Source organism: Chryseobacterium binzhouense (assembly GCF_007474545.1).
GTDB lineage: Bacteria > Bacteroidota > Bacteroidia > Flavobacteriales > Weeksellaceae > Chryseobacterium > Chryseobacterium binzhouense.
The window spans coordinates 136,441-149,687 of sequence record NZ_VKOG01000002.1 but is presented as its reverse complement, the minus strand read 5'-3'; the positions used below and the strand labels follow the sequence as shown (position 1 = coordinate 149,687).

12 protein-coding genes are annotated in these 13,247 nt (G+C 35.3%); all 12 read left to right on the top strand.

All coding sequences use genetic code 11. The features are described 5' to 3' along the window. The first annotated feature begins 10 nt into the window (after positions 1–10). Positions 11–2,479: an AAA family ATPase gene (locus FNE73_RS06405; RefSeq protein ID WP_143883948.1), complete on the top strand. Its 2,469-nt coding sequence runs from the start codon at positions 11–13 to the stop codon at positions 2,477–2,479. 236 nt (positions 2,480–2,715) lie between these two features. Next, positions 2,716–3,363 (top strand): NlpC/P60 family protein, encoded by a 648-nt coding sequence (locus tag FNE73_RS06400; protein WP_143883947.1) that lies wholly within the window; start codon positions 2,716–2,718, stop codon positions 3,361–3,363. Positions 3,364–3,375: 12 nt separating this feature from the next. Further along, positions 3,376–4,302, top strand: a complete 927-nt coding sequence (locus FNE73_RS06395) for a type VI secretion system baseplate subunit TssG (RefSeq protein ID WP_185147307.1) — start codon at positions 3,376–3,378, stop codon at positions 4,300–4,302. Beyond that, a complete protein-coding gene (locus tag FNE73_RS06390) occupies positions 4,299–5,264 on the top strand; it encodes a TssN family type VI secretion system protein (protein WP_143883945.1) in 966 nt (321 codons plus the stop codon). Before FNE73_RS06395 ends, FNE73_RS06390 begins: the two co-directional genes overlap by 4 nt. 11 nt (positions 5,265–5,275) lie before the next feature. Then, on the top strand, positions 5,276–6,436 hold the full coding sequence (tssK, locus tag FNE73_RS06385) for a type VI secretion system baseplate subunit TssK (protein WP_143883944.1): 1,161 nt from the start codon (positions 5,276–5,278) through the stop codon (positions 6,434–6,436). 32 nt (positions 6,437–6,468) lie between these two features. Then, positions 6,469–6,981 (top strand): type VI secretion system TssO, encoded by a 513-nt coding sequence (gene tssO, locus FNE73_RS06380; RefSeq protein WP_143883943.1) that lies wholly within the window; start codon positions 6,469–6,471, stop codon positions 6,979–6,981. After that, positions 6,954–7,610, top strand: coding sequence for a hypothetical protein (locus FNE73_RS06375; RefSeq protein ID WP_143883942.1), 657 nt, complete (start codon positions 6,954–6,956; stop codon positions 7,608–7,610). Before tssO ends, FNE73_RS06375 begins: the two co-directional genes overlap by 28 nt. A 10-nt stretch (positions 7,611–7,620) precedes the next feature. Continuing rightward, positions 7,621–8,322, top strand: coding sequence for a hypothetical protein (locus FNE73_RS06370; RefSeq protein ID WP_143883941.1), 702 nt, complete (start codon positions 7,621–7,623; stop codon positions 8,320–8,322). 17 nt (positions 8,323–8,339) lie between these two features. Continuing rightward, on the top strand, positions 8,340–8,768 hold the full coding sequence (locus FNE73_RS06365) for a GPW/gp25 family protein (RefSeq protein ID WP_143883940.1): 429 nt from the start codon (positions 8,340–8,342) through the stop codon (positions 8,766–8,768). Between the two features lie 44 nt (positions 8,769–8,812). After that, positions 8,813–10,642, top strand: a complete 1,830-nt coding sequence (locus FNE73_RS06360; RefSeq protein WP_143883939.1) for a type VI secretion system baseplate subunit TssF — start codon at positions 8,813–8,815, stop codon at positions 10,640–10,642. Between the two features lie 173 nt (positions 10,643–10,815). Beyond that, entirely contained in the window at positions 10,816–11,265 is a 450-nt protein-coding gene (locus FNE73_RS06355) for a hypothetical protein (protein WP_143883938.1), read from the top strand. 18 nt (positions 11,266–11,283) lie between these two features. Continuing rightward, on the top strand, positions 11,284–12,657 hold the full coding sequence (locus FNE73_RS06350; protein WP_185147306.1) for a DUF5458 family protein: 1,374 nt from the start codon (positions 11,284–11,286) through the stop codon (positions 12,655–12,657). Positions 12,658–13,247: the final 590 nt, after the last annotated feature.

Here is a 13,247-nt window from a genome sequence, read left to right as displayed (position 1 = left end):
AACATTGAAGATGAATCAAACCAATACCTACAATCAGGAAGTTACCAAGGCGCTCAACATCGCTCAAAAAATAGGACGAGAAAACCTTAATGCTTATTATTCGGGTTCACATTTACTAAAAGCAATGCTCAACAGGGATTTATCTTTGTTAAAGCAATTGGAATCTTTAGGAGTTGATGTTTTTTATTTAGAAGAATGGGCAGAAGTACGCATAGAAGAACTTCCAAAATCGCCCAACAGATACTCTTGTGAGCCCGATGAAATTATAGATGAAATATTTGCAGAAGCAGATGCCGTTAGAGAACTATTGGCAGAAGAAGAAATTTCTCTTTTTGCGGTAATGGTTGCCATCAGTTCGCCCGGAGTCGCCTTCAACTTCGATCAGATGAAAACCTTTCCGGTAACCCGAAACGAACTGCTGAAAGAAGTATCTGCATTTGGAGGATCGGAGGAAAATATACAAATAGATTCAGCTAAAAAAACAAGCAAAGGATTTTTACAAAAATACTGCATCAACAAGAAAGAACAGGTTAAAAAGAAGAACAAAAAAGAGCTTTTGGTGGGTAGAGATACCGAAATCAATAAAATCACCGAAATCCTCTGTCGTTTCAGCAAACAAAATGTATTAATTATCGGCGATCACGGTGTAGGAAAAACTGCTTTGATAGAAGGTTTTATTCAGAAAGTTTTATTAAAACAGATCCCCGATATTCTTTCCGGGCTGGAGATTTTTGAGTTGGATATGGGAGCTTTGGTTGCAGGTGCTTCTTACAAAGGAGAGATTGAAGATCGTATCAAAAATATTGCTTTAGAAATCAAAACTGTTCCAAAAGTAGTGTTGATCATTGAAGAATTTCATTCTTTATTTGGAAGTCAGGGGTCGGATTCCGGTATTGTGAATCTGTTGAAAAGTGAATTATCCAACGGACTTACCATTATATCCACTTCTACGATTGAGGAATATACCAAAAAAATAGAAAAAGAACAGGGTTTGGCAGGGATGTTCGAGCTTTTGAGGCTAGAAGAAACCGATGACGAAATGCACTTCAGAATGCTGAAGCAGACATTAGAAGAATACCAGATTCATCATAAAATCACGATAGATGATGATACGATGAACGAGGCTATCCGTCTTTCCAAACGGTATATGAAAGAAAAAAGCCTGCCCGCATCTGCAATTGATTTAATAGATCATACGATGTCTGTTCTTAAAACTGCGGGAGAATCTTTTCTAAAGGAAAGAAACCATTTGGTGACAAAAATTATCCATCTGGAAGACAATACCAATAATTTTACGGAAGACGAGCGAAGAATGCACGCAGATTGGTTACTGAAAGATCTTATTGCAAAAACCAGATACCTGATCAGTACGGCAGATGAGCAGCAGGAAGAAAATGAACTTCCGAAATTTGAAAGTACCGAAGAAGTCTTGAAATTTTCCCGGGAACTGATTGAAAAAACCGAAAAAATAGCTCAGGAAAAAAGAACGCATATTACCGAATTTGATTTAGGTTTAATTATATCTCAAAAAACCAATATCCCGATTGGAAAACTAAAAGAGGAAGAAAAGCAAAAACTCAACGAGATGGAAGGTGTCCTTGCCCGAAGAGTTGTTGGGCAGGACCACGCAATAACAATAGTTTCTGAAGCTGTTTTAGAAACGCGCTCCGGACTGAGCAAAGCCGGACAGCCAATTGGTTCTTTTTTCTTTTTGGGACCTACCGGAACCGGGAAAACCGAATTGGCAAAATCGCTGGCGGAATTTCTTTTTCAGGACGAAAATGCCATTATTCGTTTTGATATGTCTGAGTTTAAAGAAGAACATTCTGCGGCACTTCTTTATGGTGCGCCTCCGGGATATGTTGGTTATGAAGAAGGAGGTTTGCTTGTTAATAAAATAAGACAAAAACCTTATTCTATTGTACTTTTTGATGAAATTGAAAAAGCACACGCATCGGTTTTCGATGTCTTTTTGCAGATTATGGATGAAGGAAAACTGCACGACAGATTAGGCAAAGAAGGAGATTTTTCTAATGCTATTATATTATTTACATCCAATATTGGTTCAGAGTTTATTGTAGAGTCTTTCGGAAAGGGAGAAATTCCGCCGTCTTCAAAGCTGCTGGAAATGATGAGCCGTTTCTTCCGTCCCGAATTTTTGGGAAGGCTTACCGAAACCATTCCTTTTGCACCAATCAGTAAAGACAATGCCCTGAAAATTTTTGAAATTCACCTTAAAAAAGAATTGCTGGATTTAGCTAAAAATCTGAACATTGAACTTATTATTAGTCAGGAAGCGAAAGAATATTTATCAACAGAAGGTTACGATATCAAATACGGAGCCAGACCTCTAAAAGGTGTTATCCGTGGAAGATTAAGAAGACCACTTGCCAAAAAAATCGTTGCAGGAGAATTTAAAGAAGGTGATAAAGTGGAAGTTTTATTGGCAGATAATGACTTGATCTGGAGGAAATTGTAGTGAAATAAAAGATTGTATTAATTGTAATAAAATCTGATTATTATTCACAAATCATTGACCGTTGATGAATATGAGCATTGAATATGATTAATATAATGAATGATGATTCAATGAATAACATTATACAATTCATTAATTTTAGTTGTTTGTTTAATTTTTATTTAATTTTTAACCTAAAATTTATTTATTGATAATATTTTACGGATAAATTGATATATTTGTTAAAACCAAATTTGATGAAATTTAATAAGCTATTTTACATAGTAATTCCTTTTATATTCTGTGTTATTGTGTTTTCCTGCGGTGGCAAAAAATACATCAGAGAAATTCCCTACAATTATTCGTCAGACACATTCTCTCAAACCGTTCAGAACCAAAAAGAAAATTCTGATCTCAATTATTCATTAATAGATGATAATCCGGATGGGCTTAGTGATGATATTTTAAGGATTAAAGAAAAGTATTCCATTATTTTGGAAGTAATGCCGAAGGAGATCAGGGATTACAAATTGTATTCTTATCTGGATGAATGGATAGGCACTCCTTACAAAAAACAAACGTTAGAAAAGCAAGTAGGTGTAGAGGCGTCTTATTTTGTTCAGGCTTTATACAGTGATATTTATAAAGAAACCTTTCCGAAAACTCCGGACGGAATCTTTCGTTCCAAATCAATTCAGCTTTTTACAGGAAGAACTTTTTTAAAAGAAGGAGACATCATTTTCTTCCGCTATGATAAATTCCGTCCCATTTCTGATGTGGGAATTTATCTTCATAACGACAGGATTCTGGCGTGTACTGCACAGGGTCTAAATATCTATGATTTTAACGACGAATATTTTCAGCTTCGCTATGTAGCAGCAGGAAGACTAAAAGAAAAGCAGTAAATGATGGAGCATATGAACAATATAGCAGATGTTATAAGAACGCTTGAACACGATATAAGAGCTGAAGTTATTATCAACAGCCTGCAAGAAAATAACGATATTACAGAGGAAGAATACGTGATTTCTAAAGAAGGTCAGTTTTCCCGGGCATACCGTTTTGATGTTCTGGATTCCAGAATTGTAGATTATAATTATGACAGTACGCAGATGCTGAGTCTGGATCTCTCCAGAGACAGTATGTACGATATGCTGCCAGAAGGAATAACTCATTCGTCTAAAAATGACACCCTTGAAAAGGATGTAGATGTGATGATTCGGGAATATAAAAACCAGAAGAAGCAACAAAGATCGGCAAGGAAATTTTTTCAGCCCTTTGAAAACGAAATGTTCAGGTTTGGAGTAAGTACGGAAAATTTTGAAAATGAATTTTTGTACGGACTCAATGGCAGTGCAGCACCGGAAATGTTTTATGATTTTTGGAATATCGACCGTCATTTTCCTCCTTTATTGGTTTCTAAATTTATACGTTTATTACCTTTTGCGTATAAAATCGTAGGGAATATTCCACTGGCTGCTCATATTCTTTCTGTTCTGCTGGAAGAATCCGTTGTTGTAAATGATAGAGATTATCAGGAATATGCAGATGAGAGTCAGGGTATTTCACTGGGTGAGACCCGTCTCGGTCTGGATAGTATTACAGGAACCCGTTATGACGATTATTCTCGCCATCTGGATATTAAGATTGGACCTTTAGAAAAATCTTCTTTTACAGATTTTATCCACGATGGTAACAAAAAGAAATTTACCGAAATGTTTTATGAGCATTTCTTTCCGCTGGAGGTCGAAATAAAAACCATTATTGTTCTTCCAAGGCATAAGCAAAACTTTGAATTTAATACTGCAGAAGCACCCGTTTTGGGTTATAACACGAATATATGAACAAGATAAAGAATTATTTCACCAATTTATTCGATCCACAATTGCTGATCATCGTGCTTGTGGTCATTGCACTGTGTATCATATTAAGTATGATATTTTCACAGAAAACGTCTGATTTTAAAGAAAAGTATCGATCTAAATTTTACATTTATCTGTTTTCGTTTGCTTTTGTATATGCTATTATTGCGCTATTGGGTTACAACAAGCTTTTGCAGGATAATAATCTGTATGAGTTTGTGTTTTATCAAATATGCTCTCTTATTATAGGAATTGTTCATTGCTATGCTTACAGGGGTTATTTTGAAAAATTCGGTTCTAAAAAACCAGGCAATGAATATCTCTTTGCCCTATTGTCAGTATGTTTTGCCTCGGTTCCTTTTATGCTCATTTACACATTTTTGAATGGAACTGATCTGGTTTACCTGATGCTGGGACATTTCATTGTATTCTTCATTCCGACTTTCCTTAACGATACTTTTAACCGTGCGATGAACATTCCTCCGAAAGTATATGTTACCTGGCAGTTTCCGGAGAATTACAAAGAAGCGGCAGGTGTAAGTGATGAAGAAATGAGAGATCTGGTCGTATTCACATTATTGATGGAAAAAGATAAAGAAGCGACTAAATACAGTGTTTACCGAGCCAAAGGACCTACCAGAATAGATTTTGGGAGATTATTTTACAATTTCGTGCTGGATTATAATGACCGTCATCCCGGTGAAGAGATACAGATTGAAGACGAAAATGGTCTTTTTGACTGGGTTTTCTTTCTGCAACCTAAATGGTATGAAACAACCAAATATATTGACCCAAAACTAACGCTTTATATGAACGGGATTGAAGAAAACAGTGTGGTTTTCTGTATGAGAACGGATCAGATGTTAGGCGAAAATAATACAATCCAAAAGACAGATTTTGAATACGATCAAAAAAAGGATAATGAACGAGTAATAAGCGAGTAAACTAAAGCACTATGATAGAAAAATTAAACCATTTTCCCGTAAACTGGATAGACGGGATGAAAATTAATAAGACCCATTTCACAGAAGTACAAAATTTTGTAAGCGATTCTGTACGGGATGCAGTAGGTGTTCATACTTCAATGATTGGTTATGGACTTTTACCTGTAAAAGATCCGGTTAAAATTAATTTAATTATTGATAATCATAAACTTTTGCGAATAAAAGTAGAAGAATGCCACGCCATTACTCCTAACGGTTCTAGAATAGAAATTGGAGAAGGAACATCAGAAAATCTCAGTCTTTCCATTCCCTATCCGGAAGCGGTAAGAGAGCTGAAAGACAATGAGGAAGCTGTTTTATTGGCGTGTATTTCAGTCAATCCTTTCAAAAGAACTCCCTATGGTGAACCAGACCCTGAAGAAAACCCGCCAAGGTATCCGTATACCCTTCCCGAATATACATTGAATCTTATCCCGGAAGATGAGCTTAAAAATACCGTAGGATTCGGTACTCATTATCTTACCATCGGTAAAATATTGGTAAAATCCGGCGAGTCTAAGATTGATGAAAATTACATTCCTCCTTGTGTGACGGTTTCCAGTCATCAAAAGCTTCAGGAATTACACACCGAGATTGATCGTTTTTATGGGCAGATTGAGCAGTATGCAGTACAGATTGCTCAAAAAATATATGCCAAAAAGCAGAACAATGCACTGGCAATGATGATGGAATTGATGGCAGACAAAACCCTGAATTATCTGGGAATGGAAATCAATAAACTCCGTTGGCTGTCTCCTCATTCTTCGCCTGCCGAAATGCTGGCGTCTGTTGTTGCTTTGGCAAGGGTGCTGAAAAATTTTATTGATGCACGTTCTGGTGCCGGAAAAGAAGAGTTGCTAAATTACTTTGCTGAATGGTGTAATGTGAGTCAGGGAGATTTTGAAATTATTTTTACGGAAGCCATTAATACCGATTACGTTCACAATCAGATGGATGTGGTGATTGCTAAAGTAAAAAAGTTTATGAAAACACTGGAAGATCTGTACGCCGTGTTGAGCAGACTGGATTATATTGGCAAGAAAAGAGATGGAAGTATTTTCGTTTCTGAAAATACCGATGAAAGAGACGCCGTTATCCACGCAAAAAGAAGCCGTACATTTTTGGCAGATTAAATACTATAAATTCAAAACCCTAACCTATTGATATGGAAGTTTTAAATAAAACACAACGAAGAAGTGCTTATTGGTTTTTTGTGCTGTTTTTTCTCATTACCGTTGCCGTGCTCATTACTGCCGTTTTCTTTAACGCCTATTTTCCCTTTAAGGAAAACAGTCTTCTGAAAACGGAAAATGCTAAAATGAAAAAAGAAATGGAGACTCAGGAAAAATTTTCTTTCCAGCTAGAGAAAGTAAAAGTAGCGGTAGATTCTATCGGAGTTCCCGGGCAGAACGATTTTTTTAATGAAAAACTGGGACTTTCTATTTTGGCAGATATGTATAAGCAACTCCCGAAAGATACTCTGAAGAACAAAAATATGTACAACAATACCATTATGACCTATAAAGATTTGATTGATGCTAAAAAACAGATAAAGCAGCTTTCGGGAAATCAGGCATTAATGGACAGCTTGAGTACCATTAATAAAACGTTGAAAGAAGAGTATGATAAGATGAAAACCGATCTTGAGGTTTGCAGACAATTGTATCAGGCACAATAGGAATGATGATGAATCTTAAAAACAGTATTCTTTTTTGTTTTTTCTTAATCTGTTCGGGTTGGATCAATGCTCAGAACAAAAAAGCTGATTCTACAGAATTTGCGCATTTCGATTGTGATATTACACAGACTAAGCAAAGACTGGACAAGCGTTTTTTTGCCAGCACTCCTTCACTCCAGTTGAGGGTTAATAATGATGAATTTACTTACACTACCATTCAGTATGGAAAAAGGAAAAACAAGATCTATTTGTACTTGAAGATATTGGCAGATAATGTATGCATCAAAAAAGACAAAAATGTAGATGTCTATTTTAAATCAGGAGAGGTAATCACTTTAAAAAATGAGTATCCGCTTAACTGCGAAGCTTTCTTCGCAAAGCAGATGAAAAAGAAAGAACTTCAGAAATTAAAGGATAATGAGATCTCCCTAATCAAAATATATACCTACAAAAAGAATTATGAGATGTATGTAAGTGAGGTTCAAAATCAGGACATCCACCATTATATTGACTGTCTGTCTGCTTATAAGGTTAAAAAAACCGATGAAGTGAAAGTAAAAAAGAAGAAAATAGAGGATAAAATCGCAAATCAAGAACCAAAAACAGCACCATCAACCGATAACGAATAACCAAAGAACAATGAGTCCACTACCAGAGCTTAATCTCAACTTAGGAATGACCAATAATTCCGGCTCTCCATTTTACGGAGGGAACGGAGAAGAAGGTGTTGTAGTACGTACCGATTCCGGATTAAAAAAACACACCATCACAATTATTATTTCAGATCAGGAAGCTGGATGTGTTTCTCTTAAAATAGGCGAAAAAGAAATTGAAGTTCCTACTTACAAACTCACCTTAACCGATGACAAGACTGAGGAAACAGAAGCGTATCAGGTAACAAGGGACACCCTTGGTTTCGTTAATAGCAAGACTAAAAAAAGTTTTTTGTCATTTTTTGGATTCAAGCGTTTTGATAAAACCTCTTTTCTGTATGATACTATTGCCTTTGAACCTCAAATAGAAGACATTGAAAAATTTGATATTTCAAGACATCGGAAATTAAACCACGATCTTCTGACCTATGAGCTGGAAAGAGACGGGCAAAAAGTAATGCTGTACGCAGGAGATATTAATGAGTTTGCCAAACCAGAGCATATTGACCAATATTTTATAATTGTGGATAAAGATGGCGGAAAGAGCTTTATTGGAGACATTCTCTTTCGTGAAAATTTTTTGAAGCTTACTCCCAAAGTGGAGCTTCATCTCATTAAAAGAAAAAAAGTGCCTAAGAATTTTGAATACGACGATAAAGGGAAGATTAAAAAAGTAATGTATATCTAAAAAATATAGGAATACTAATGCAAGGAGTTTATTATAATTTACCACTGGATTTTGAGTCTTTAATCGAAAAAAAAGATGCGGAAAAGGTCACTTTGGAGACCTCCATTCGTCAGCACATCTTCCTACTGGCAACCACAGCTTTAGGCGAATGTAAATTTGATGAAACCTATGGTACCGAAATATGGGAAATGGATTTTGATTTGATGAAGAGCGACAATATGCTGAAAGAACTGATTTCGGAAACACTGAAGACTTCCGTTACAAGACACGAAAAACGATTGATATTGGAAAATGTAGAAGTATCCATAAACGATTATAACCTGGGAACATTTGGGAAAAGAAAGATGAAAAAGAAAGTAACCCTTGCTATTAAAGGACTGATATTGGAAACCAACCGCCCTTTTACTTTCAGTAATTCGTTCTTTGTAGGACCGCTTTCGTATTAAAAAAATAGCTAAAAAAAATCTGACAACCATCAACTGACAAAAAAATGAATCAAGACCGCATAAAAGACCGCATATTAAGAAGAGCCGCCCGAATGTGGGGTTACAATGAATTGGAAGCAGAAACTTCATTTGATCCTGTTATCAGTTTATTACTGTCTGCCTGCGCAGCCGAGTTGGAAAAATTAGGTTTTGAATTAGAAAGTTCACGAGCCAGGATTATCGAAAGAGTTTTAGAGGTAATGTTTCCAGAAGAAGTTTCTGGAGTCGTTCCGGCAAGAACACTTCTACAGGTAAGCCCATTGGAAAACAATGCTAAAATCTCTCTCTATAACAGTTTTAAAACATCCATACGAAAGCAGAATATATACAATCCTGCGGAAAGCACAAGTAAAGATGTCTATTTCAGTCCTTCCATAGAAGCGAAACTGACCACGGCAAAAGTGAAATATATTGCCTATGCTGATACTTTAAATCAAGTCGAAAGCTTCTTCTTTGAAGATGCTGTTGGAAAAGCAGAAATGCACATTCCTTCCGGAGAATTGTGGCTGGGTATTCATTCTCCCAACAAAGAAAATGTAGAAGATTTGATGTTTTTTATTGACATTAATAATGCCTATCAAAAAGAATTGTTCTTTTACTACCTTCATCAGGTAAAGGTTTTTTTTGCAGACAAAGAATATGAATTTAAAGAAGGTTACAACGTAGACAATGAAGGTTTAAATCTTGAAAATATCATTACCAAAAACTATTCTGATCTGGAATATATCTATAACGAAGTCAACCAATATTATGCAGGCAATTTTTTTACTCTGAAAGGTAAAATTGATTTTTCAGCAAAACCAGAAAAAGAAGAACTATTCATTAAGAACTTTCCGAATCACAGAGCAGGAGAAGAAGAGGATGTCATCTGGCTGAAATTCAGGTTTTCAGAAGCCATTGTACCAGATATATTAAAAAATATACGTTTTTCTCTGAATTGCGTTCCTATGCTTAATATCCGAAATAAAGATATTGGCCGCAAAATTAAAGGACGGCTTAATATTATTCCAATTGATGAAAAAGACTATTTCTTAGATTTGGATTATGTCTCTGATGACCGTAATGGGAAAAGACTGGATATAAAAAATTACGATACAGAAAATGAAGGAATGACTGCTATGTTAAGAAAAGGCGGTGTTTCCCGATTTGATCGCAGAAATGCTTCAGAACTTTTACAATATCTTTTGGAACTCATTAAAGATGAAACAGCGGCTTTTGCTGCAATGGGTATCAATTCAGTTAACGAAACTTTAAAACAAATCAACCAACACGTGGCCTCACTTCATCAGGTCGCCAAAGAGAAAAATTTTACAGAAGCCAACAATCCATATCTTATTATTTCTTCAGGAAACGAAACATCAGAAATTAATTGTACAATTTCCTATTGGTCAACAGCAGCTGAGGAAGCGAATAATCTAAAACCAGGCACGATAATGACAGAAGAAAACAAAGGAAACCGCTCAATGAATCCCACGGCTGTAATGATACAAACCTCTGTGGGAGGAAGAAAAAAACTGTCCTCACAGGATAAAATTCTGGAATACAGGAGCGCACTTCTTACCCGCGGAAGAATTGTTACCGTAGCCGATATAAGAGCTTTTGGGATGAATCACTTCAAGAACACCATTACGGGGATTGAAGTGAAGAAAGGAACCAAAAAAGAAGTGTCTTTGAAGGGAGGGTTTAGCAGAACGATAGACGTTTTTCTGATCCGAAACAAAGAAAATGCAGTGGCAGTTGAAGAATCGGAATGGAACTATTTGTGCGACAGTTTTTCATTAAAACTGAAAAATGCATCTGCCAATATTTATCCATACCGATTATTTGAAAAATAAAGTTTTGTATTATCAAAATTTCATATATTTATATAAATAAAAAAACACACATTGATGAAATCTTTAAATTCCTTACAAAGCCCGAATAATTTTCGTTTCAGCTTTTCTTTTGTGGAAATTACGATGCCATCTCTGGATTAGAATTAAAAAACAACAATTTTAAACCATATACTATGTTGACAAACAAAGGAATTGGTGGTAATGAAGTACCACTAGACGCAAGTGAAGCGATTTTCGAAATCCCGCAAAACAGAACACTTTTCGCACAGAAATTTACTGCAGATGACCCTGTAAAACCAGAATTGGTAGAAGGGCTTACTACAGTAGAAAAAGTTTTTGAACATTACAAACCAGAAGTCAAAGTTGATTTTGAAGATGCGAACGGTTCTATCCGAATGGAAAACCTGAAATTCAAAAATCTTGGAGATTTCGGAACGAAAGGAATTACGGCACAAAGTAGTTTTCTCACCGGACTGGAAACAGAAAAAGACCAGTACCAGAAGATTGTAAAACAACTGAAAACCAACAAAATTCTTAAAGCTGCATTGGAAGATCCGGATGCTAAAAAAGCACTCCAGGATACGTTGCAATCACTTATAAAAGAATTAGAAGAAAACAAATAACCAAAAACACAAATTACAATGTCACAAAAACAGCAAGAAACACAACATTCAATAGAGACTCCTGTTTTGGAGCAAAAAAAAGGAGGACAAGTATCATTAGACAAATCCATAGAAAAACTAGCCCGTTACGGAGGTTTTGATTTATTGGAAACATCTATTGAGAATGTTCAAAATATCAACCCGGACAGAAAAGCAAGAAGAAAAATCTTCCTTACCGAAAAAGGGAAAGAAAAAGAAAGAGAAACACTCAAAAAAACCTTAGAACTCTGGGCAAGTGTGATCAGTAAAAGCGATTCTCTTACTGATATGGTAGCACATTGCGAAGACCAAAGAAAATCAGCAGAAGAACTGCTTTCTAAAAACTTGTCTAAAGCGGTAGATGCTACCAGAGAGCTGGAAGGCAATTACAGAACAGTTGCATTATTTTATAAAAATACAGAATCAGATAAGGTAAAGAATGTAACCGTTGTCAATGCAACATTAGAACAGCTTAAAGACTTAGACAACACCCGTTTTATAGATACTATCCACGCAGAACTATCAGATAATTATGACCGTTTGGATCTTAAAAACAATTATGGACTTTTGGTTATTCCGGGATATTTGGGATCTAGTACTGTAGTAGAAAAATGGGCAAAAATTGCACACCAGAATAAAGTGATGCTGGTAACCGATTTTGAACACTTGGACGAACCGGATGATGTGATGGAAATGTTTGATCAGGCTTACCTTACCGGAGGCGATATTTATCGTTCCAATGTACTAATGACCTGCAACTGGCTTGTTGGAAGAGGAAGATTTGAAGAAATTGACGAATTGGATGATCTTTTCATTCCGCCATCAGGAGCATTGGCAGGAAAAGTATATAAAACGCTGATGTCACAAGTTACCGCAGGGAAAAAATTCGGAGGAATCAATGAAGTTGACGGAGTTAAATTTGATTTAAAGAAAAGTGAAATTGCCAATCTTGAAAACCTGGGATTGATTCCGATGGTCAACGAATACGGAAAAGTAATGGCATTCTCTGGTAAAACTTTATTCAACGGAGATAACTTAGGGCTTCAGACTTATTCTGTAGTAAGAGTATTTGATTATGTAACCAAGGTATTGATGGACTTCTTAAACAGAAGAGCTTTTGAAAACTTTACTGCGGTGACCAGAAAAGAAATTATGAATCAGATTGTTCGTTTCCTTGACGGCATTACCGGTCCGGGAAAACTGATTGAAAATTTCGAGATTAGAAAATTTGAGCAAGATCCTGTACAAAAAGACAGAATACATTTGGATATCCATATGAAACCATACTTCCCGGCTAAAAACTTTCTTATTAAAATGGACGGTCATAAAGGAGATGATGGAAACGAATGGGATACCGAATACGAACAAAAATAGAAGAGTTTATTTCTTTAATATCATTTGTGTTTTTAAGCATAGAAGCGGTTTTGCTTCTATGCTTTTTGTTGATAAAATATGGGTAATAATTCTTTGGAAATGGTACGCTATTTTGTTCTTTAAGAAAAAAGAACACTTTGATGGTCAGAAAGTAAAATTGTTTAAGATATTTTACATTGAAATTTAATTCAAGGTCAGATTATCTTCCTGTATTTTTCAATTTCTAATTATTCAACTAGCAATTTAATGTTATGAAAGGTGATTTTTTCGGTAAAATATCAAGTGAATTTTGTCAAATTTTGTAGATATTTATCTATAGACCTGTTTTAAGTGAAAATTTCATCCATTACGAATAATTCAATGGTAATAAATTATTTATATTATAAAATAATTTGTATTTGTTTTATGGAGATGTTAAGCCTGTTTTTCGTTGAATTATTTTTCAAAATTGATTTGTAAATTATTGATAATATTGCGATTATAAAAATTTGATAGATGAAAAACTGTTTGCAGGATTAAAAAATATTTCTACATTTGCTATGTAGATATTTCTACAGGAGAGTGAAAACTTAGAATTAATTTCACCTCAT

Excerpts from the sequence above, each read along its gene's own strand:
- FNE73_RS06405 (WP_143883948.1), top strand. The coding sequence starts at position 11 with ATGAATCAAACCAATACCTACAATCAGGAAGTTACCAAGGCGCTCAAC.
- FNE73_RS06400 (WP_143883947.1), top strand. The coding sequence starts at position 2,716 with ATGAAATTTAATAAGCTATTTTACATAGTAATTCCTTTTATATTCTGT.
- FNE73_RS06395 (WP_185147307.1), top strand. The coding sequence starts at position 3,376 with ATGAACAATATAGCAGATGTTATAAGAACGCTTGAACACGATATAAGA.
- FNE73_RS06390 (WP_143883945.1), top strand. The coding sequence starts at position 4,299 with ATGAACAAGATAAAGAATTATTTCACCAATTTATTCGATCCACAATTG.
- tssK (WP_143883944.1), top strand. The coding sequence starts at position 5,276 with ATGATAGAAAAATTAAACCATTTTCCCGTAAACTGGATAGACGGGATG.
- tssO (WP_143883943.1), top strand. The coding sequence starts at position 6,469 with ATGGAAGTTTTAAATAAAACACAACGAAGAAGTGCTTATTGGTTTTTT.
- FNE73_RS06370 (WP_143883941.1), top strand. The coding sequence starts at position 7,621 with ATGAGTCCACTACCAGAGCTTAATCTCAACTTAGGAATGACCAATAAT.
- FNE73_RS06365 (WP_143883940.1), top strand. The coding sequence starts at position 8,340 with ATGCAAGGAGTTTATTATAATTTACCACTGGATTTTGAGTCTTTAATC.
- FNE73_RS06360 (WP_143883939.1), top strand. The coding sequence starts at position 8,813 with ATGAATCAAGACCGCATAAAAGACCGCATATTAAGAAGAGCCGCCCGA.
- FNE73_RS06355 (WP_143883938.1), top strand. The coding sequence starts at position 10,816 with ATGTTGACAAACAAAGGAATTGGTGGTAATGAAGTACCACTAGACGCA.
- FNE73_RS06350 (WP_185147306.1), top strand. The coding sequence starts at position 11,284 with ATGTCACAAAAACAGCAAGAAACACAACATTCAATAGAGACTCCTGTT.